The organism is Novosphingobium sp. Sphag1I (assembly GCF_056279125.1).
The window spans coordinates 24,269-42,418 of sequence record NZ_JBWBQS010000005.1; the positions used below are offsets into that span (position 1 = coordinate 24,269).

Annotated in this window: 19 protein-coding genes; 10 read left to right on the top strand and 9 right to left on the bottom strand. The window is 61.3% G+C overall.

Translation table 11 applies throughout. The features are described 5' to 3' along the window. Nucleotides 1–56: 56 nt before the first annotated feature. Complete coding sequence (locus ACZ9HU_RS06785) at nucleotides 57–1,121, top strand: hypothetical protein (RefSeq protein ID WP_476103735.1); 1,065 nt, start codon at nucleotides 57–59, stop codon at nucleotides 1,119–1,121. Here the strand turns inward: ACZ9HU_RS06785 and ACZ9HU_RS06790 are convergent, their stop codons facing one another. Beyond that, nucleotides 1,122–2,393 carry a M28 family peptidase gene (locus ACZ9HU_RS06790; RefSeq protein WP_476103737.1) on the bottom strand — a complete coding sequence of 424 codons (1,272 nt, stop codon included), beginning with the start codon at nucleotides 2,391–2,393 and terminating at the stop codon, nucleotides 1,122–1,124. A gap of 154 nt (nucleotides 2,394–2,547) precedes the next feature. Between ACZ9HU_RS06790 and ettA the strand changes: the two genes are divergently transcribed. The 3 genes from ettA to ACZ9HU_RS06805 all read left to right on the top strand — a co-directional run bounded on the left by ettA (nucleotide 2,548) and on the right by ACZ9HU_RS06805 (nucleotide 6,197). After that, complete coding sequence (ettA, locus tag ACZ9HU_RS06795) at nucleotides 2,548–4,227, top strand: energy-dependent translational throttle protein EttA (RefSeq protein ID WP_476103739.1); 1,680 nt, start codon at nucleotides 2,548–2,550, stop codon at nucleotides 4,225–4,227. A 208-nt stretch (nucleotides 4,228–4,435) separates the two neighbouring features. Further along, nucleotides 4,436–5,437: an RcnB family protein gene (locus tag ACZ9HU_RS06800; protein ID WP_476103741.1), complete on the top strand. Its 1,002-nt coding sequence runs from the start codon at nucleotides 4,436–4,438 to the stop codon at nucleotides 5,435–5,437. Between the two features lie 73 nt (nucleotides 5,438–5,510). Then, nucleotides 5,511–6,197: a prolyl hydroxylase family protein gene (locus ACZ9HU_RS06805; RefSeq protein ID WP_476103743.1), complete on the top strand. Its 687-nt coding sequence runs from the start codon at nucleotides 5,511–5,513 to the stop codon at nucleotides 6,195–6,197. 226 nt (nucleotides 6,198–6,423) lie between these two features. On the opposite strand, the gene ACZ9HU_RS06810 is transcribed toward ACZ9HU_RS06805, so the two are convergent. Further along, the gene (locus ACZ9HU_RS06810) at nucleotides 6,424–8,016 is read right to left on the bottom strand and encodes a lysine--tRNA ligase (RefSeq protein WP_476103745.1); all 1,593 of its coding nucleotides are present in this window, start codon (nucleotides 8,014–8,016) and stop codon (nucleotides 6,424–6,426) included. Nucleotides 8,017–8,406: 390 nt separating this feature from the next. Here ACZ9HU_RS06810 and ACZ9HU_RS06815 point away from each other — a divergent pair, with 390 nt between their 5' ends. Together ACZ9HU_RS06815 and ACZ9HU_RS06820 are read left to right on the top strand one after the other, a co-directional pair. Further along, the gene (locus ACZ9HU_RS06815) at nucleotides 8,407–11,181 is read left to right on the top strand and encodes an ATP-dependent DNA helicase (RefSeq protein WP_476103748.1); all 2,775 of its coding nucleotides are present in this window, start codon (nucleotides 8,407–8,409) and stop codon (nucleotides 11,179–11,181) included. A 6-nt stretch (nucleotides 11,182–11,187) separates the two neighbouring features. Further along, nucleotides 11,188–11,748 carry a SixA phosphatase family protein gene (locus tag ACZ9HU_RS06820; RefSeq protein ID WP_476103750.1) on the top strand — a complete coding sequence of 187 codons (561 nt, stop codon included), beginning with the start codon at nucleotides 11,188–11,190 and terminating at the stop codon, nucleotides 11,746–11,748. A gap of 1 nt (nucleotide 11,749) precedes the next feature. On the opposite strand, the gene ACZ9HU_RS06825 is transcribed toward ACZ9HU_RS06820, so the two are convergent. From ACZ9HU_RS06825 to rpmF, 5 genes are all read right to left on the bottom strand, one after another. After that, nucleotides 11,750–12,157 carry a MerR family transcriptional regulator gene (locus tag ACZ9HU_RS06825; protein ID WP_476103752.1) on the bottom strand — a complete coding sequence of 136 codons (408 nt, stop codon included), beginning with the start codon at nucleotides 12,155–12,157 and terminating at the stop codon, nucleotides 11,750–11,752. A 29-nt stretch (nucleotides 12,158–12,186) separates the two neighbouring features. Next, nucleotides 12,187–12,471, bottom strand: a complete 285-nt coding sequence (locus tag ACZ9HU_RS06830; protein ID WP_476103754.1) for an integration host factor subunit alpha — start codon at nucleotides 12,469–12,471, stop codon at nucleotides 12,187–12,189. Nucleotides 12,472–12,604: 133 nt separating this feature from the next. Then, nucleotides 12,605–13,573, bottom strand: coding sequence for a beta-ketoacyl-ACP synthase III (locus tag ACZ9HU_RS06835; protein WP_476103756.1), 969 nt, complete (start codon nucleotides 13,571–13,573; stop codon nucleotides 12,605–12,607). A gap of 14 nt (nucleotides 13,574–13,587) precedes the next feature. Beyond that, nucleotides 13,588–14,655 (bottom strand): phosphate acyltransferase PlsX, encoded by a 1,068-nt coding sequence (gene plsX, locus ACZ9HU_RS06840; protein ID WP_476103758.1) that lies wholly within the window; start codon nucleotides 14,653–14,655, stop codon nucleotides 13,588–13,590. 43 nt (nucleotides 14,656–14,698) lie between these two features. Next, nucleotides 14,699–14,878 carry a 50S ribosomal protein L32 gene (gene rpmF, locus ACZ9HU_RS06845; protein ID WP_127707171.1) on the bottom strand — a complete coding sequence of 60 codons (180 nt, stop codon included), beginning with the start codon at nucleotides 14,876–14,878 and terminating at the stop codon, nucleotides 14,699–14,701. Nucleotides 14,879–15,039: 161 nt separating this feature from the next. Between rpmF and ACZ9HU_RS06850 the strand changes: the two genes are divergently transcribed. Continuing rightward, nucleotides 15,040–15,453: an MAPEG family protein gene (locus tag ACZ9HU_RS06850; RefSeq protein ID WP_476103760.1), complete on the top strand. Its 414-nt coding sequence runs from the start codon at nucleotides 15,040–15,042 to the stop codon at nucleotides 15,451–15,453. 16 nt (nucleotides 15,454–15,469) lie between these two features. On the opposite strand, the gene ACZ9HU_RS06855 is transcribed toward ACZ9HU_RS06850, so the two are convergent. Continuing rightward, nucleotides 15,470–16,156: an MBL fold metallo-hydrolase gene (locus ACZ9HU_RS06855; RefSeq protein WP_476103762.1), complete on the bottom strand. Its 687-nt coding sequence runs from the start codon at nucleotides 16,154–16,156 to the stop codon at nucleotides 15,470–15,472. A 94-nt stretch (nucleotides 16,157–16,250) separates the two neighbouring features. On the opposite strand from ACZ9HU_RS06855, the gene ACZ9HU_RS06860 reads away from it, so the two are divergent. Then, a complete protein-coding gene (locus ACZ9HU_RS06860) occupies nucleotides 16,251–16,766 on the top strand; it encodes a thioredoxin family protein (RefSeq protein ID WP_476103764.1) in 516 nt (171 codons plus the stop codon). A 16-nt stretch (nucleotides 16,767–16,782) separates the two neighbouring features. Here ACZ9HU_RS06860 and ACZ9HU_RS06865 read toward each other — a convergent pair whose 3' ends face one another. Continuing rightward, nucleotides 16,783–17,433, bottom strand: coding sequence for a S24 family peptidase (locus ACZ9HU_RS06865; RefSeq protein WP_476103767.1), 651 nt, complete (start codon nucleotides 17,431–17,433; stop codon nucleotides 16,783–16,785). A gap of 112 nt (nucleotides 17,434–17,545) precedes the next feature. Here ACZ9HU_RS06865 and ACZ9HU_RS06870 point away from each other — a divergent pair, with 112 nt between their 5' ends. Beyond that, on the top strand, nucleotides 17,546–17,734 hold the full coding sequence (locus tag ACZ9HU_RS06870; protein WP_476103769.1) for a hypothetical protein: 189 nt from the start codon (nucleotides 17,546–17,548) through the stop codon (nucleotides 17,732–17,734). Further along, a complete protein-coding gene (locus tag ACZ9HU_RS06875; RefSeq protein WP_476103771.1) occupies nucleotides 17,724–18,149 on the top strand; it encodes a hypothetical protein in 426 nt (141 codons plus the stop codon). The genes ACZ9HU_RS06870 and ACZ9HU_RS06875 overlap by 11 nt, the downstream gene beginning before the upstream one ends. Nucleotide 18,150: the final 1 nt, after the last annotated feature.

Sequence of the window (18,150 nt, forward strand, 5' to 3'; positions counted from 1 at the left end):
CTCCACTTATTCGCTTGGCTCTTGCATCCGTAATCGGATTGTCCAAAGGAGAGCGCGTGATAGCTCTCCTTCCCCGCCCCGCCGCGATCCTGTTCGCTTTGCTTGTCCTTGCAACGACCGCATGGTGTTTTTCGGTCACGCCCCCGCCGATCAAGACCGCGAAAAAGGGCGGATATACCGACGCGCGGCTATATCACGACATTGCCGCCGAAGTGGCCAAGGGAAAGCCCTATCATCAGGCCGCCGCCGAATTGCATCGCGCGCATCACTATCCGCTTAAACCCTTTGTAACGATGCGCCCGCCCACGGAAATGGAAATCGCCGCCTTCATCGGGTGGAAGGGTTTTCAAAAGCTGTGCATCCTGATGCTGGTGGCCGCGATCTTCACCTGGGCCATCGCGCATGAAGGGCGATTGACCGGCATCGAGCGCTTTTTGGCCGGGGCGGCGGTGGCCGCGGGGGGGACGGCGGTGTCCTCGGACTGGTTGATGGCGTTGCAGGAATATCCGGCGGGCCTGTGTATAACGGTCGCCTTTGCCGGGGTGATCGGTTGGCCGCGTCAGTGGTGGTATGTCGTGCCGGTGCTGGGCGCGGGCCTGTTTATCCGCGAACTGGCGCTGCCTTTTGCCTTGCTGGCCATGGTGTTTGCCGGATGGAACAGGCGCTGGGTCGAGGTCGGCGCATGGGCGCTGTTGATCGCGGCATGGGGCGTGTTCATGGCCATTCATGCGCAACTGGCCATGGCGCAATGGTTGCCCAATGATATTCAAAGCCAGGGCTGGCACGCGATGCAGGGCTTTTCAGGCTTTCTGAAGGCGGTGATTTACACCACCCCGCTGCAACGTCTGCCTTTGCACTGGGCGCTGTTCGGGGCGAGTTTGCCGTTGATGGGTTGGCTCTCGCTGGGCGGGCGAGAAGGCGTTTTCGCCAATCTGCTGGTCTGGGGCTATGCGATTATGATCGCGATGTTTTCGCGGGCCGATACATTTTACTGGGGGGCCATCATGAACCCTTGGTATCTGGTCGGCTATGCGCTGCTGCCCCGCGCATCGGTGCAACTCTATTGGGCCGTCCGGGGACAGCGAAAGGCGCAAGTGCCCCCGCTGCCCGCCGGGGCGTGATTATCCGGCCGGATTGATTGTGCCGGTATAGGAACCCAGAATTTTCAGCACGGTGCTCCACGCATCGACATTCTGCTGCAATTGCACCGGGTCGACCTTGTCCAGCGTATCGTCGGGCGTGTGGTGCCAGTCGAAATAGCGCGTCATGTCCTGATTGAGGTCGATGACCGCCAACTTCTGCTTCTGGGCGATATAGCCCACGTCCTCGCCGCCTTCGGGCGTACCCTCGCCGGTATAGATGCCCATCTTGGCCAATTCGGCACCGATGCGCTCGGCCAAGGGCTTGTCCTGCGCCGACAATTTGAACAGCGCGCGGAAAACCTTGTCCGCGCCCGTGTCCGATTCCATCACAATGGCATGGGGTTCATTGCCATGGGCCGCCGCATAGGCCTGCCCGCCAAAGCCGCCCATTTCCTCGGTCCCGGCCCAAAGCACGCGGATCGTGCGGGCAAGCTGGCCCGACTTGCTGGCCTCCAGCGCAGCGGCGGTGATGATGCCGCAACCCGATGCGTCATCAATCGCCCCCTGCCCCAGGTCCCAGCTGTCGAGATGGCAAGCAACAAGGATCGGCGCCAGTTTGGGATCACGCCCCGGCAATTCGGCAATCACATTGCCCGACATCACTTGCCCGGTGAAACGAGGGGTCAAGGTGACGCTGGCGGTCAAAGGCTTCCCCTTGGCGGCCATTCGCGCGATCAGGTCCGCATCGGGGTTGGACACCGCGCCCGAGGGCAAAGGCTCGCCCTGCGGCGGCAAACGGGTGACGCCGGTATGCGGATCACGCGCATGATCGGTGCCGATGGAACGGATCAACAGCGCCGACGCGCCCTTGGCCGCGGCAATGGTCGGCCCCTGACGACGGGCCGCGCCAAACGGGCCGTATCCGCCGCCATCCTGCGCCGCCTTCATCGCGTGATCGACAAAGGCGATCTTGCCCCGAAGCGAACCTTCGGGCGCGAGTTTCAAAGCGTCCAGTGTCGGGAAATAGACCAGTTCGCCGCTCACACCCTGCGCCGGGGTGGCCCCGGAATAGCCAAGCGCCGTCACGGCCAGTTTCTGCGGAACCGGCGCGGTGATTGCGGCACGTTCCTCGCCACGCACCCAACCCTTGATCGGGAAAGGTTCGGCATGGACATTGGCAAAGCCCAAAGCCTTTAACCGCGCCACGGCCCAATCGCGCGCCGCCGCCTCGCGGTCGGTGCCGCCAAGGCGTTGCCCCACATCCGTGGTCAAATCGGTGATAATCGAGAGAGCATCGCCCCCCGCCGCCATGGCAGGAGAAGCAATCAATCCAACGGATAAGGCCAACAGGCTACAGAATTTTCGCATGGGGCCCAGGCTATCGCCCAAGCGCGCGCTTGGCAACTGCGCGCCCAGGTTGTAGAGCGGCGCGCAAATTCATCATCCTTTATCCGGAGACCGCCACGTGGCCGCCCAATATGCCTTCGTCATGAAGAACATGACGAAAACTTTCCCCGGCGCGCAAAAGCCGGTGCTGAACAACATCAGCCTGCAATTCTATCAGGGCGCCAAGATCGGTATCGTTGGCCCCAACGGTGCGGGTAAATCGACGCTGATCAAGGTCATGGCCGGGATCGACACTGATTTCACGGGCGAAGCATGGCCGGGTGAAAACATCACCGTCGGCTATCTGGAGCAGGAGCCCCAGCTCGACAATTCCAAGACGGTTCTGGAAAACGTCAAGGATGGCGCGCGCGCGACCGCCGATCTGGTGGACCGCTTTAACGAAATCAGCAACATCATGGCCGACCCGCCAGAAGATTGCGATTTCGACGCGCTGATGGAGGAAATGGGCGATCTTCAGGGCAAGATCGACGCGGTCGATGGCTGGACGCTCGACAACCAGCTTGAAATCGCGATGGAAGCGCTGCGCTGCCCGCCCAGCGACTGGTCGGTGGAAAGCCTGTCGGGCGGTGAAAAGCGCCGTATCGCGCTGACCCGCCTGCTGATCCAGAAGCCTGACATTCTGCTGCTCGACGAACCGACCAACCACTTGGACGCGGAAAGCGTGGAATGGCTGGAAAACCACCTTAAGGAATATCACGGCGCGGTGTTGATGATCACCCACGACCGCTACTTCCTTGACAATGTGGTGGGCTGGATCCTCGAACTCGACCGCGGAAAGTACTTCCCCTATGAGGGAAATTACTCGACCTATCTGGAAAAGAAGTCGCAGCGTCTGGCGCAGGAAGACCGCGAGGCCACCGGCCGCCAGAAGGCGATCAACGACGAATTGGAATGGATCCGCGCCGGCACCAAGGGCCGCCAGACCAAGTCCAAGGCCCGTATCAAGAAGTTCGACGAACTGGTCGCCAGTCAGGAAAACCGCACCCCCGGCAAGGCCCAGATCGTCATTCAGGTGCCCGAACGCCTTGGCGGCAAGGTTATCGAGGCCAAGAACATCTCGAAGGCCTTTGGCGACAAGGTGCTGTTCAACGACCTTTCGTTCCTGTTGCCGCCGGGCGGCATCGTGGGCGTGATCGGTCCGAACGGCGCGGGTAAATCGACGCTGTTCAAGATGATCACCGGTCAGGAAACCCCCGACAGCGGCACCATCGAAATCGGTTCGACCGTCCGCCTCGGCTACGTTGACCAGAGCCGTGACCACCTTGATGATTCCAAGAACGTCTGGGAAGAAATCTCCGATGGTCTGGATTACATGACCGTCAACAAGCACGAGATGTCGACGCGCGCCTATGTCGGGGCCTTCAACTTCAAAGGTCAGGATCAGCAGAAGAACGTCGGCAAGCTGTCGGGCGGTGAACGCAACCGCGTCAACATCGCCAAGATGCTGAAGCGTGGCGGCAACGTGCTGCTGCTCGACGAACCGACCAACGACCTTGACGTGGAAACGCTGGCCGCTTTGGAAGAAGCCATCGAAAACTTTGCCGGTTGCGCCGTGGTCATCAGCCACGACCGCTTCTTCCTTGACCGTCTGGCCACCCACATCCTCGCCTTTGAGGGCAATGGCCATGTCGAATGGTTCGAAGGCAACTTTGAATCCTATGAAGAAGACAAGCGCCGCCGCCTTGGTGATGCGGCCGACCGGGCAAGCTCCGGCTCGTACAAAAAGCTGACGCGCTAATAGTAGCTTAGCGATAACAAAAAGGGCGGCAGGCATCGCGCTTGCCGCCCTTTTTTGTATTAGGCCTTGCTTATAGATGAATGATCGCCAACAAGGCGGTTCAGACTGCCGACAGAGGCCAGCAGATATACGCATGATCACAGGAAGTGCACCGGCCATGCGATGGGAAGCATGCCGACCGGCCAACGCTTTGACTGGGAGGTGGCTTATGAAGACAATTTATGGGCGTATGCGCCCTCTGGCCAATCTGGCGATGGGTCTGGCTCTGGTTTCGATGCCGATGCAGGCGATGGCGCAGGAAGGCCATGGTGGCGGTGAACGCGGCAATCGCGGCGGCGGTCGCGGTGCGGAAATGTCGGGCGGCGAACGCATGGGCGGCGGCGCCCCGATGGCACGCGGTGGCGGCGATATGGGGGCCCCTCGCGGCGCTCCGGCTCAGGCACAGCCTTCGGGCGGCGGTTTTGGCGGTGGCCAGCCGGGTGGATGGCAACAGGGTGGTCGCCCCTCATGGGGCGGCGGCAATGCTGCCCCGTCGGCACCTGCGGCGCGCCCTGCTCCGGCGGCACCTTCGGCCCCGGCCGCGCCGGGTGGGTGGAATGGAGGCCAGCGCGGCCCTGATCGCGGGTATGATCGGGGGGCGATAGGCGGCGGCTGGAACAACGGTCGCGGCGATGGGCAACCCCAGCGCAATGTTCAGCCGGGCCGTAATGACGAATTTCGTGGTGATCGTGGGCGTAACGACGGTTTCCGCGGCGATGGAATGCGCGGCGGCAATGAAAGCTGGCGCGGCACGCCGGGTTGGCCGCAGGGCGGCGTGAATCGCGGTCCGGGCGGGTATAATCAAGGTTGGAACGGCAACCGTGGTCCGGGCGGCTTCAATGCGCCGCGCGGTGACTATCGCCGCTGGACACAGGATTGGCGGCGCGACAACCGGTATGACTGGCAGCGTTTTCGGTCCAGCAACCGGATGGCGTTTCACGTCGGACGCTATAACCCGCCCTATCGCGGCTATGCCTATCGTCGGCTCAGCGTAGGTCTGTTCCTGCAACCGCTGTTCTACAGCCAGAGCTATGTGATCTACGATCCCTATACCTATCGCCTGCCGGCGGTTTACGGCCCCTATCAATGGGTGCGTTATTACGATGACGCCATGCTGGTGGATACATACACCGGCGAAGTGGTGGACGTTCTCTACGATTTCTTCTGGTAAAAAAGCCCGAATGGGTCGCAAGGAACAGGGCGGGGTTGATCCCCCGCCCTGTTCTGTTTCATAATCGGCCATCATGAAGAAACCTGATCCAGCGCCAGACCGCGATGCCCTTGTTGCGCAGGGTGATGCGGTTCGTGCGCGCCTCGACGGCGATCCCTATGCCTATCGCGTCCCGCTGGACACGATGGACATGTATGCGATCACCGATTTCCTGTCGCCGGCCGAATGCCATCGGTTCATGACGCTGGTGGACGAGGTGGCACGACCTTCGGCAACCTTTGAACCGGGCGATCAGCAGGACTATCGCACCAGCTTTTCGGGCGACGTGGACCGGGCCAATCCCTTTGTCGCGATGATCGAGCGGCGGATCGACGACCTGATGGGAATCGACCCGCATTTCGGTGAGGCCATTCAGGGCCAACGCTATGCCGTAGGTCAGGAATATCGCGGGCATTGCGACTGGTTTCCCCCCCTCTCCTCCTATTTCCGCAAAGAGATTCCATGCGGCGGGCAGCGTAGCTGGACCGCGATGATCTATCTCAACGAACCGGACGAGGGCGGCGAGACCGATTTCATGCATGTCGGCGTCTGCGTCGCGCCGCGTCAGGGCATGTTGCTGGCATGGAACAATGCCAATCGCGAGGGCGTGGTGAACACATACACCCAACACGCGGCCAAGCCTGTCCTGAAGGGGCAGAAATATGTCATCACCAAATGGTATCGCACGCGGGAATGGGCGGCGCGGGTGGCGGATGTTTAGAGTTTTGCCTCCGGCGGGCAAAGGGACTCGGTCCCTTTGCAATCCCGTTAATGGGGTGGTGGCTAAAACGCTGGCCCTTGCGTGGATAGATTAAAGCCTGCGGCGCGAGGATGATGCGCCGCAGGCTTTAAAATTCCAAACATCGCGTCCGACACAATTGGCCGAACACATGGCTCAACGAAGACAGTAATGGGAGCGCGAGGGTCCAGACCCTCGCATTAAACCCTTACCCCTCCAACGCCTCCGCAATCAGCTTGCGTGTATTCTCAACGCCATAGAGCGCAATGAACGACCCCATGCGCGGCCCTTGGCTAGAACCAAGCAGCGTTTCATACAGTGCCTTGAACCAGTCGCGCAGGCTTTCGAAGCCGAAATGCGGGTCCTTGCCGATTTCATAGACGATGTTTTGCAGCAATTCCGCCGTGGCATCGTCGCTCGTTGCGGCCAGTTCTTCGTCCAGCGCGGCCAGAGCGGCGGCCTCACCTTCCTCCGGCTTGCGGCGATGCAGCGTGGGTGCGATAAAGTCGCGGTTATAAGCCAACGCCCGCGTCACCAGAGCATCGAGCGCGGGATGTGCTTCGGGACGGGCATCCTCGACATAATTGGCAAGGTAGGACCAGACCTGATCGCGCGTTGCATGGGCGCCCAGCACACCGACAAGGTTGAGCAGCAGGCCAAAGCTGACCGGCAGCTTGTCGCCCTCACCGCCCTGATAGCCATTGGTGCGCAGCAGGTGCCACACCGGATTGCCCAGCTGCTGCTCGACCGGCTGGGTCGCCAGCTTTTCGCGGAACTGCCAATATTCGTCCACCGCGCGGCCGATGATGCCAGGGTGCAGGCTCTTGGCGCTCTTGGGGTCACGGAACAGATAGAAGCCCAGCGATTCCTCGCTGCCATAGGTCAGCCATTGCTCTATGGTCAGGCCGTTGCCCTTGGACTTGCTGATCTTCTCGCCCTTTTCGTCGAGGAAAAGTTCGTAGATCAGCCCTTCCGGCTTCTGCCCGCCCAGAACGCGGGCAATCTTGCCCGATTGCGTCACCGAGTCGGTCAGATCCTTGCCACACATTTCATAATCGACGCCCAGCGCTACCCAGCGCATGGCCCAATCGACCTTCCATTGCAGCTTGGACCAGCCACCGAACACGGTCTGCTCAATCACTTCGCCGTCGTCCTCGAAACGGATCATGCCGGTTTCGGCGTCGACCACTTCGATGGGAACCTGCAACACCACCCCGCTCTTGGGGCTGACAGGCAGGATCGGCGAATAGGTCTTGCGGCGCTCTTCGCGCAGCGTGGGCAGCATAATACCCATGATCTTGTCATAGGCGCGCAGCACGCCGCGCAGCGCATCGTCAAAGGCGCCCGAATTATAGCGGTCGCTGGCCGAAACGAACTCGTAATCAAAACCGAACTGATCCAGGAATTCACGCAGCATGGCGTTGTTATGATGCGCAAAAGATTCATGCGTGCCGAACGGATCGGGAATCCGGCTCAACGGCTTGCCCAGATTGTCGGCCAACACCTGCCCATTGGGGACATTGTCGGGCACCTTGCGCAAACCGTCCATATCGTCCGAAAACGCCACCAGACGCGTGGGCAGACCCGTCAACGTCTCATAGGCGCGGCGGACCAGCGTCGTGCGCAACACTTCCTGAAACGTGCCGATATGCGGCAGGCCCGATGGGCCATAGCCCGTCTCGAACAGCACCGGCTCTCCGTTCGGTTTCCCGTTTGGATAGCGTTTCACGATCTTGCGGGCCTCCTCGAAAGGCCATGCTTTGGAAACCTGTGCGGCGGCAAGAAGTGCTTCGTCTGTCATAATGCCACGCCTTTTGCCCAAGGGGCCCGAAATGGCAAGCAGGGAATGGCGCATAGGGAAACACCCGGCCCGCGCGAACACGCATCCCCGCTTTACATTATCGCAGCCCACCCTGCGCCATCATTTACCATCACAGTCGCCCAGAACCGTCCAACAGAGGTGTCCGAACATGGTGCAAACACCCCGGAATGTTCATAATCCTGAAGGCCATAGCCCCACATATTGCACATCCCGACCGATGGACCCGTGCGATCGCCTGCGCCGATATGGCCCAATCCGCCCGATGCAAAACCGCCCCAGCCTGATTGAGCGCATTTTGTTCTCCTGACGGGGTAAAACCGCCCGCTGCTCCATTGCCAATCGGCCTGCGCCCCGGCATCAGTCGAGCCAATGGATGACGCCCCCGCCCTGCCCACGCTGGAATTGCCCGCCCTTCATGCCAATCAAAGCGGTTGCTGGCTGCGATTGCGGGGCGGCGTCACCAATGCCGTGGGCAAGGGTGAGGCGATTGTCACGGCGGCTGATACGCCGCTGCTGATCCTGAACGCGCCGCTGGTGGCCAGCCGGTTGGGCTATCCCGACCTGTCGGGGCTGGATCTTCTGGAACTTTACGCCTTCGTTCATCCCGCGCGTTTCGTTGTGCCAACGCCCAAGGGGCTGGCGCAAGCCTTGGGACTGCCGGTGCCGGGGGGGGATGATGATGTGCCGCTCTTGCTGCAACAGGCGGCGGCGGCGCTCTTGGCCCATTGCTCCGCGCCCGATTGGGTCGAACGCGAAGGTGCGTGGACCGCGCTTCAGGGGCTGGCCAAATTGCGCTGGTCTTGGGCGCCGGTGCTGGCCACGGCCATTGATAAACCGGCGCGGGCGGAACGCTGGCTGTTCTCACGCCTGCCCGAATGGGAGGAGACCGCCGAACGCCCCCAACCCGCGCAGGTTGATTTGCTTCAGGCCGATGTGCTGGGTCAATTGGACCATATCACCGGCCATGGCAGCGAGAGCAGGCAGGGCCAACAGGAATATGCCGCTCGCGCCGCGCATATCTTTGCCCCGCGCACGTCGCGTGGCGCCCCGCACATGCTGCTGGCCGAGGCGGGCACGGGTACGGGCAAAACGCTGGGCTATCTTGCCCCCGCCTCGCTCTGGGCGCATGCCAGCGGCGGGACGGTTTGGGTTTCGACCTATACCAAGGCGTTGCAACGTCAATTGCGGCGCGAGGCCCGGCGCGTCTGGGGAGATTCCGACCGGGTTGTGGTGCGTAAGGGGCGCGAGAACTATCTGTGCCTCCTGAACCTTGAGGACGCGCTGCAAGGCGGATTTGGCGGGCGTGCCGCCATCCTTGCGCAACTGGTCGCCCGCTGGGCCGCCTATACGCAGGACGGGGATATGATCGGGGGCGATCTTCCGGGCTGGCTGGGCACTTTGTTTCGCCAGCGGGGAATTACATCCCTGACCGACCGGCGGGGTGAATGCGTCTATGCCGGTTGTCCGCATTACCGCAAATGCTTCATCGAACGCTCCGCCCGGGCCAGCGCCGACGCCGATCTGGTGATCGCCAACCACGCGCTCGTCATGGTCAATGCGGCGCGCGGCAAGGATGTCGCCCAGCGCCCCACGCGCATCGTCTTTGACGAAGGCCACCATGTGTTCGAGGCGGCAGACAGCACCTTTTCCGCCGACCTGACCGGGGCCGAGGCGATCGAGTTGCGCCGCTGGGTCATCGGGCCGGAAAAGGGATCAAAGGGCCGCCGCCGGGGCCTGTCCGCCCGCCTTGCCGATGTGGCCAGCTATGACGAAGCAGGCGCCCGCGCCATCGCCGCCGCGCGCGAGGCCGCCGAGGCATTACCCGGCGATGGCTGGTTGCAGCGCGTGGTCGAGGGTGAGCCTAGCGGCGAGATTGAATGTTTGCTGGCCGCCGTCCGGGCCACAACCTTTGCCCGCGATGAAAGTGGCGGACAGGAAGCGGGCTATGGATTGGAAACCGAGGCCGCCTCGCTCGATGGCCCCTTTATCGAGGCCGCACTGGCCGCAGGTGAGGCATTGGCGGCCTTGCGAAAACCGTTGATCCAACTGGGCTTGCGGCTGGAAGCCATTATGGATGAGCCGCCAGACTGGCTCGATGGCCAGGGCCGAGCGCGCATCGAGGGGGCGCGCGCATCGCTGAGCTGGCGTGTCGATCTGATCGCCGCGTGGGAGGTTTTGCTGGCGCGCCTGTCGGGGCCAGCCGATCCCGCCTTTGTCGACTGGCTGGCGGTGGACCGGGCCGATGGGCGCGAATATGACATGGGCCTGCACCGCCGCTGGGTCGATCCGATGCAGCCCTTTGCCGCCACAGTTCTGAACGGAGCGCATGGGGTAATGATGACCAGCGCCACCCTGCGCGACCGGGCCGGGGACGCGGATTGGGACCAAAGCTGGGAGGGCGCGGTGGCCCGTTCCGGTGCGTCGCATATCGAGGTCGCGCCCGAAGTCGCGGCTTTCGACAGTCCTTTCGATTACGCCAGTCAGGCCGAAGTTTTGATCGTCACCGACATTCCGCGCGGCGACATTCCGGCGCTGGCCGGGGCCTATGGCCAATTGATCGAGGCGAGCGGTGGCGGCGCGCTGGGCCTGTTCACCGCGATCCGGCGGTTACGCGCCGTGCATGGGCGCATTGCCGACCGCATGGCGCGAAACGGCCTGCCGCTCTATGCCCAGCATGTCGATCCGATTGATACCGGAACGCTGGTCGATATTTTTCGCGATGATCCCCATGCGTCTTTGCTGGGCACCGATGCTTTGCGCGACGGCGTGGACGTGCCGGGCGATTCCCTGCGTCTGGTCATCATGGAACAGGTGCCTTGGCCCAAACCGTCGATCCTGCACCGCGCGCGCCGATTGGCGCATCCGCAAGGCGGCCAGGCGCATGATGACCGCATCATCCGCGCACGACTGGCACAGGCTTTTGGCCGGTTGATCCGGGGTCGCGGCGACCGGGGCCATTTCGTTGTTTTGTCCGCCGCATTCCCGTCGCGATTGTTGACGGCCTTTCCCGCCGGCACGCCTGTTGTGCGCTGCACGCTTGCAGAGGCTTTACAAAGGCTGCGCGCCCATGCTTCAGGCGATGCTACTCCTTTTTCGCGGGCCGAGTCTTCGGCCCAAAGTCGAAATGATTGCCAGAATGGTTGAACGCCGATGAAAACGCTGGGCCTGTTGCGTCACGCCAAATCCGATTGGGGCGATGCCCGCGCGCGCGATTTCGACCGCCCGTTGAACGAACGCGGGCGAAAGGGCGCGCCGTTGATGGGTAAGCATATCGACCGATATTGCGCAGATCGTGGTCTGCGCTGGGGCCGCATTCTGGCATCGCCTGCGGTGCGGGCGGCCGAAACCATCGAATTGGGCGCGCAGGGGGCCGGCTATGGCCACGCCCTGCCGGTCAATTGGGACCGCCGGATCTATCTGGCATCCTCGGCATCGCTGCTCGATGTGCTGCGTGATCAGGCCGATGATATCGAATCCGTCTTGCTGGTCGGCCATAATCCGGGGTTGGAAGATCTGATCTTTGATCTCGTGCCCGACGACGGTTCATCGCCCTTGCGCGATGTGGTCGAACAGAAATTCCCCACCTCCGCCTTTGCGGTGATGGAGGTGGATGTTGATAGCTGGAAGGACATTGAGGAAGGTCAGGCGCGCCTGGTCCACCTGATGCGCCCCCGTGATCTGGACCCCGCCTTGGGGCCGGAAAGGCTCTAATTCAGGCCAGCGCCGCGGCCAGTTGCGCGCGCAGGGCGATCAGGTCGGCGAGCAATTGAGAGTCATTGACGGACGCTGCCACCACTGGCGCAGTTTCCGGCACAGTTTCCAGTTCCGGCGCCAATTCGACCTTCTTTTGCGATTGGAGCCATTTCTTGGCGCCGCGCAACGTGAACCCTTCACGATGGACCAGTCGGTCGATCGTGCTGATCAGTTCCACGTCTTCGGGACGGTAAAGGCGCCGTCCACCAGCACGCTTGACCGGACGCAACATCGGGAATTGCTCTTCCCAATAACGCAGGACATGCGGCTGGATCGACAGCGCCTTGGAAACTTCACCAATCGTGCGGAATGCTTCGGGCGCCTTGCCGTCGTCGGTGGACGTTGATGCGCTCACTTCTTCAGCCATGCCCGAAACTTCCCACTGTCCAGACCCGATCAACCGGCAACCCGGTCTTTCAACATCTGGCTGGCGCGGAACGTCAGCACGCGGCGCGGCGTAATCGGCACTTCAACCCCGGTTTTGGGATTGCGCCCGATGCGCTCGGTCTTGTCGCGCAAAAGAAAGGTGCCAAAGCCCGAGATCTTCACGTTCTCGCCCTCGGCCAAAGAGTCGGAGACCAGATCAAGGATCGATTCCACCATGTTCAGGGAATCGGCCCGTGAAAGGCCCAGCTTGCGGTTGATGGCTTCAGCCAGATCAGCTCTTGTCAGTGTAGACATAGATCGCACTACTACCCCCTCCAAAGGCCTCTTGTGGGCACCCCTCACCACACAAGATAGCAAATATCGCGGGTAATACAATGCCATCCCGCGTCGGATTCGACGCAATATAAGCAAATTCGCAATAAAGAGTTTAGATGCGGATCAGGCTTGCGCCCCATGTAAATCCGCCACCCATCGCCTCGAGCATGACCAGCTGCCCCGGTTGAATCCGGCCATCACGCACCGCGCAATCCAGCGCCAAGGGCACCGATGCGGCCGAGGTATTGGCATGATCCTGCACCGTCATCACGACCTTTGCCGAAGGCATGTTCAGCTTCTTGGCGGTCGCCTCAAGGATGCGCGCATTGGCCTGATGCGGGACCAGCCAATCGATATCCTGCGGCGTAAATCCTGCTTCTTCAAGCACTTCGCCAAGAACAGAGGCCAGATTGACCACGGCATGACGGAACACTTCGCGCCCCTTCATCCGCAGTTTGCCAACATCGCCGGTGGTCGAAACGCCACCATCGACGAACAACAACTGGTTATGCGCGCCATCGGCATGCAGCTTGGTGGCAAGAATGCCCGGCGCATCAGCATCTTCGCTTTCGCGCGCCTCGAGAACCACCGCGCCGGCGCCATCGCCGAACAGAACACAAGTCGCGCGATCGTCCCAATCGAGGATTCGACTGAAAGTTTCTGCGCCAATAACCAGCGCGCGGCGCGCCTGACCACAGCGCAACATCGAATCGGCCACGCCCATGGCATAAAGAAAGCCCGAGCATACCGCCGCCACGTCAAAGGCGATCCCGCCATTGGCGCCAATCGCATTCTGAACGATCGTTGCGGAGGCGGGAAAGGTCTGATCAGGCGTGGCGGTCGCCAGAATGATCAGGTCAATGTCCTTGCCCTCAACCCCGGCCGCTTCCAGCGCCTGACGCGCCGCAGCCGTGGCCAGCGAACTGGTGGTTTCCCCCTCACCCGCCAGATAGCGTTGACGGATGCCGGTGCGTTCGACAATCCATTCGTCGCTGGTGTCCACCTTTTCCGCCAGTTCCACATTGGGAACCACACGCGAAGGCAGAGCGCTGCCCGTACCGATCAAAACCGAACGCCGCATGACCTGCCCCATATTTATCGACCGGCCTCGGCCGCGATCTTGTGGGGTGCGCGCAGCGTCTCGGTGCCAAGCCTTGCCAGGTCGGCCTTGATCCGTTCGGTCAGATTTTCCTCCAGCAGCCGTTGAGTCACCCCAACCGCATTGGCCACGCCAACCGCATTGGCGCTGCCGTGGCTTTTGACGACAACCCCGTTCAGGCCCAGAAAAACCGCGCCATTATGATTGTTGGGGTCAAGATGATGTTTGAGAAGATCCGTCGCAGGACGTGAGATCAGAAAACCGACCTTCGAACGCAGCGAGGATGAAAACGAACGGCGCAGCAGGTCACCGACAAAACGCGCGGTGCCTTCAATCGCCTTGAGCGCGATATTGCCCGAAAAACCGTCGGTGACGACAACGTCCACCTCGCCGCGACAGATCTTGTCCGCCTCGGTAAAGCCGTCAAAGGCCATCGACAGATCACCCGCACGCTCTTTCAACAGAGCCGCGGCTTCGCGCAATTCTTCGGTGCCCTTGATATCTTCGGTGCCAATGTTGAGCAGGCGCACGCGCGGCTCAGGCTGGCTGTTCACGATGCGCGCATAAGCGGCGCCCATGATAGCAAATTGCACCAGATTGCGTGCGTCGCACTCGGTATTGGCACCAAGGTCGAGCATCACGACATCGCTGGGTTGCAATGTGGGCATGATTGCGGCCAGAGCCGGACGATCAATACCGGGAATTGTACGCAGGGCCAGCTTGGCAATCGCCATCAGCGCGCCTGTATTGCCCGCGCTCAGGGCTGCGCCCGCCGAACCATCCTTGACCGCATGGATAGCCATGCCCATCGAAGTGGTCCGCGCGCGGCGCAGAGCCTGACTTGGCTTGTCCTCGCCACTGATGACATCATCAGCATGGAGGATCTCTACCAGCGGACGAAGGGCCGAATGACGGTCCAGCGCCCGCTCAATCCCGGATTGGTCACCTACGAGGAGGAAGCGCACCTGCGGATAACGGTCCGCCGCCAGGGCCGCACCAGCGACCATGACCTGCACACCTTCATCCCCGCCCATCGCGTCGATTGCGATACGCGGAAAATTCATGGTGCAACTACCCCTTCACAGGCCCCCAATCGGGAGCCGGACATTAAAGACCGACTGCGATGATCTCACGACCATTGTAATGGCCGCAGGACGGGCAGAGGTTGTGCGGGCGCTTCAGTTCGCCGCAGTTCGAGCACTCGTGGAAAGCTTCGACCTTCAGCGCATCATGGCTGCGACGCATGCCGCGACGGCTGGGGGAAGTTTTTCTCTTAGGGACAGCCATTTCGGCACCTATTCCTGAAATATACGAATTAGACGACAAAAGCCGCCCGATATGCGTTGCCGCACAGGCGGATGCGAAGCGGCGCCTATACCGGATTTCTCGTGCGTTGCAAGTCGCTGATGGCTATGGCGACCACGAAAGATCGAGAGGGAGCTGCAAATATGAACTTACTGAACCTCAACGCCGTGCTTTTGCCCACAACTCTATGCCTTTGCGCGGCGGCGGCTGTCATCAATTTCTGGCTTGGCCTGCGCATTGGACGCCTTCGCATCGCACGAAAGGTGGAGATGGGCGATGGCAATGACCCTCTGATCTATGCCCGGATGCGCGCCCAATCCAATTTCATCGAAAATACGCCCATCACCCTGATTCTCTTTGCCGCTGTCGAATTGGCGGGCAAGGGCAGCTGGTGGCTCGCGCTTGTGGGCGCGGTATTTATGGCCGGGCGGATCATGCACGCCTTTGGCATGGACGGTAATTTCAAACCCGGCCGCCCCTTTGGCACGGCCAGCGCCTATCTGGTGCAACTGGGCCTTGCCGTAGTGGCCGTGTTGACGGCGGTCCGCGTTATCTGAACCGCCGTACACTTACTTAGCCATAGATGCTGCCCACGAAAGGATTGGTCAGCATCTCATGGCCGAATGTGCTGCACGGACCATGGCCGGGGACGAAAGTAATGTCCTTGCCCAGCGGCCAGAGCTTGCCCGTGATCGAATCGATCAATTGCTGATGGTCGCCCTTGGGAAAGTCGGTGCGCCCGATGCTGCCCTGAAACAAAACATCGCCGACAATGGCCAGACGCGAGGGTTCGTGGAAAAACACCACATGCCCCGGCGTATGGCCGGGGCAATGCAGGACCTGAAACTCCAATTCGCCCACCGTCACCGTATCACCATCGACCAGCCAGCGGTCAGGCTCAAAGCTTTTGCCCGCAAGGCCCATGCGCATATTGGGGTTGTCGAGGCCCTCGATCCAGAAGCGGTCGCCTTCATGCGGCCCCTCGATCGTCAACCCCAGATCCTGCGCCAGAACGCCCGCCAGACCGCAATGATCCATATGCCCATGCGTGACGAGCAGCTTTTCCAGCGTCACGCCGCGCCGTGCCACCTCGGCCTTTAATTTATCCAGATCGCCGCCCGGATCGATCAACGCCCCGCGCATGGTTTTCGTACACCACACCAGCGAGCAATTCTGCTGGAACGCGGTGACAGGGATGAGATGGATGCGCAGCGGCGGTTCACCGCTTGCACCGGTGTCAGTAGGTTTGCTTTCAGCCATGACGGAAATCCTAGTGCCACCGCGGCGCGAAGGCCAGTAGAGAAGAGCGAAAGGATCGCTATATATACTCTATCGTCTTACTAAGGATTACGAGATGCGTCACCTCCTCGTCGGCCTCGCCCTTGCCGCTGCTCCCATGATGAGCGCGCCCGCCATGGCCGCCCCCGCCCCGCGCCTGCCCGAAACCAGCTTTGCCGCCCTGCCCCAGCCGTTGCCGCTGCCCTATGATGAGGCCGCCGACGCGCATAAGGACGTGGCCGCCGCCATCGCCCGCGCCAAAAAGGCCAAGAAACTGGTGCTGATCGATCTGGGCGGCAACTGGTGCCCCGATTGCCGCATTCTGGCCGGAACCATGGCTCTGCCCAGCCTGAACCCCTGGGTCAAAAAGCACTTTGAACTGGTGACCGTGGACGTGGGCCGCTACACCAAAAATCTGGACATCGGCGCGACCTATGGCGTGACGCGTCCCAAGGGTGTTCCGGCGCTGTTCGTAGTGGATCCCAAGACGAACAAACTGCTCAACCCAACCACTTCCGTTACGGCTCTGGCCGATGCGCGTTCGATGACGCCGCAATCGCTGGCCGACTGGCTGGCACAGTGGACCAAGTAATCGGGATGCGGGCGGCTTAAAGCCGCCCGCCCTTCCACACGACGCGGCCGATCACGGCCACCTCCTCCGGCGACAGATCGATGGGATCATAGGCCGGATTTTCACTTTTCAGGCGCACCTTTCCGGGGCGCCCCATGTCGATCCTCTTGACCAGAACATGGTCCCCCACGCGCACCACATGGATGCCATCGGCCAAGGCGCGGCGCGACTGATCGACCAGAATTTCATCGCCATCATTGAGCACGGGATGCATCGAATCCCCCGCCACCGCGATCGTCGTCAATTGCGACGGGGTCAGCCCCATGCTGCGCAACCAATCGCGCGAGAAACGCAGGGCGCCAAACGGCACTTCTCCGCCCGCAAAGGCGCCCGGCCCCGCCGAGGCGTCAACCGCCAGACGCGGCACATCGACCCAATGTTCGCGTGGGGATTTTTCCAGCGGAGAAAAGGATTTTTCCTCTGATCCGCCCAATCGCGACTCGTCGATTCCAAAGAAATTGGCCAGTTTCCGCCGGTCACCTTCCTCCAGCTTGCGCGGGCTGCCCTTTTTGACAAATTGCTGCAAGTAACTGGAATTACGACCTATTAACCCGGAAAGTGCCGCCAGGCTCACGCCTCGCTCTGCCGAAAGAGCCATCAGAGTGGATTGCGCATTTTCCTGTTCCATGTCCAAATTTATACCATAGGAAATTTCCTAGACAAGTAGGATTTCTTATGAGAACAAATGAGCAACAGATCCGGCGAATCGGACCAAACTTCAAACCAATGAAGGGGGCTTCATGCTGTTGCGAATGATAGAGGATTTCCTGTGCCGTACCGGCATGCCGTGGACAAAGTTCGGGCGCATCGTGGCCCATGATCCGCGTCTTGTCGGCGATATGCGCAATGGGCGCAGCCCCCGGCCCGATCTGGCCGCCCGCATCGAAAACTATATCACCACCTATTCGGAGATGCCCAATGCGCTTTGACTTTCGCACCAGCAACGACATCGACGCCCAGCGCGTAGCCCTGTTCAGCCCCGCCGCCCGCATGAATGAAACCAAGGGCGTCGGCGCCCCGCGCGCCCGTTTACGCCCCCCTTCGGTCCTTCTGCTCGATGCGGTTATGCGCCTTGCGGGGGAACGTGGCGAATTGATCTCTCACGCCGAACGGCCTTGGGCCAGCGCGACTTTTAACGGCTCGCGCCATACGATCACGCTGCTGTTCAATGGCAAGGACGGCGCCGCCGCCGCCGAGGAATTTATCGCCAGCATTCCCGAACATGAATTCACCATCCGCGGCCAACTGGTCGCCGATGCGGTGGTCAGCGAAGTCACCCACGTTCAATTGCCCGTGGAGCGCGTCGTTGTGGAAACCGAACTGCTGCTTTTGGCCGACGGATAAG

Coding starts and splice junctions, on each gene's coding strand:
- ACZ9HU_RS06870 (WP_476103769.1), top strand. CDS start 17,546: ATGCTGTTGCGAATGATAGAGGATTTCCTGTGCCGTACCGGCATGCCG.
- ACZ9HU_RS06850 (WP_476103760.1), top strand. CDS start 15,040: ATGAACTTACTGAACCTCAACGCCGTGCTTTTGCCCACAACTCTATGC.
- ACZ9HU_RS06820 (WP_476103750.1), top strand. CDS start 11,188: ATGAAAACGCTGGGCCTGTTGCGTCACGCCAAATCCGATTGGGGCGAT.
- ACZ9HU_RS06875 (WP_476103771.1), top strand. CDS start 17,724: ATGCGCTTTGACTTTCGCACCAGCAACGACATCGACGCCCAGCGCGTA.
- rpmF (WP_127707171.1), bottom strand. CDS start 14,878: ATGGCTGTCCCTAAGAGAAAAACTTCCCCCAGCCGTCGCGGCATGCGT.
- ACZ9HU_RS06800 (WP_476103741.1), top strand. CDS start 4,436: ATGAAGACAATTTATGGGCGTATGCGCCCTCTGGCCAATCTGGCGATG.
- ACZ9HU_RS06855 (WP_476103762.1), bottom strand. CDS start 16,156: ATGGCTGAAAGCAAACCTACTGACACCGGTGCAAGCGGTGAACCGCCG.
- ACZ9HU_RS06815 (WP_476103748.1), top strand. CDS start 8,407: ATGGATGACGCCCCCGCCCTGCCCACGCTGGAATTGCCCGCCCTTCAT.
- ACZ9HU_RS06835 (WP_476103756.1), bottom strand. CDS start 13,573: ATGCGGCGTTCGGTTTTGATCGGTACGGGCAGCGCTCTGCCTTCGCGT.
- ACZ9HU_RS06790 (WP_476103737.1), bottom strand. CDS start 2,393: ATGGCGGCGGGGGGCGATGCTCTCTCGATTATCACCGATTTGACCACG.
- ACZ9HU_RS06805 (WP_476103743.1), top strand. CDS start 5,511: ATGAAGAAACCTGATCCAGCGCCAGACCGCGATGCCCTTGTTGCGCAG.
- ACZ9HU_RS06860 (WP_476103764.1), top strand. CDS start 16,251: ATGCGTCACCTCCTCGTCGGCCTCGCCCTTGCCGCTGCTCCCATGATG.
- ACZ9HU_RS06865 (WP_476103767.1), bottom strand. CDS start 17,433: ATGGAACAGGAAAATGCGCAATCCACTCTGATGGCTCTTTCGGCAGAG.
- ACZ9HU_RS06830 (WP_476103754.1), bottom strand. CDS start 12,471: ATGTCTACACTGACAAGAGCTGATCTGGCTGAAGCCATCAACCGCAAG.
- plsX (WP_476103758.1), bottom strand. CDS start 14,655: ATGAATTTTCCGCGTATCGCAATCGACGCGATGGGCGGGGATGAAGGT.
- ACZ9HU_RS06810 (WP_476103745.1), bottom strand. CDS start 8,016: ATGACAGACGAAGCACTTCTTGCCGCCGCACAGGTTTCCAAAGCATGG.
- ACZ9HU_RS06825 (WP_476103752.1), bottom strand. CDS start 12,157: ATGGCTGAAGAAGTGAGCGCATCAACGTCCACCGACGACGGCAAGGCG.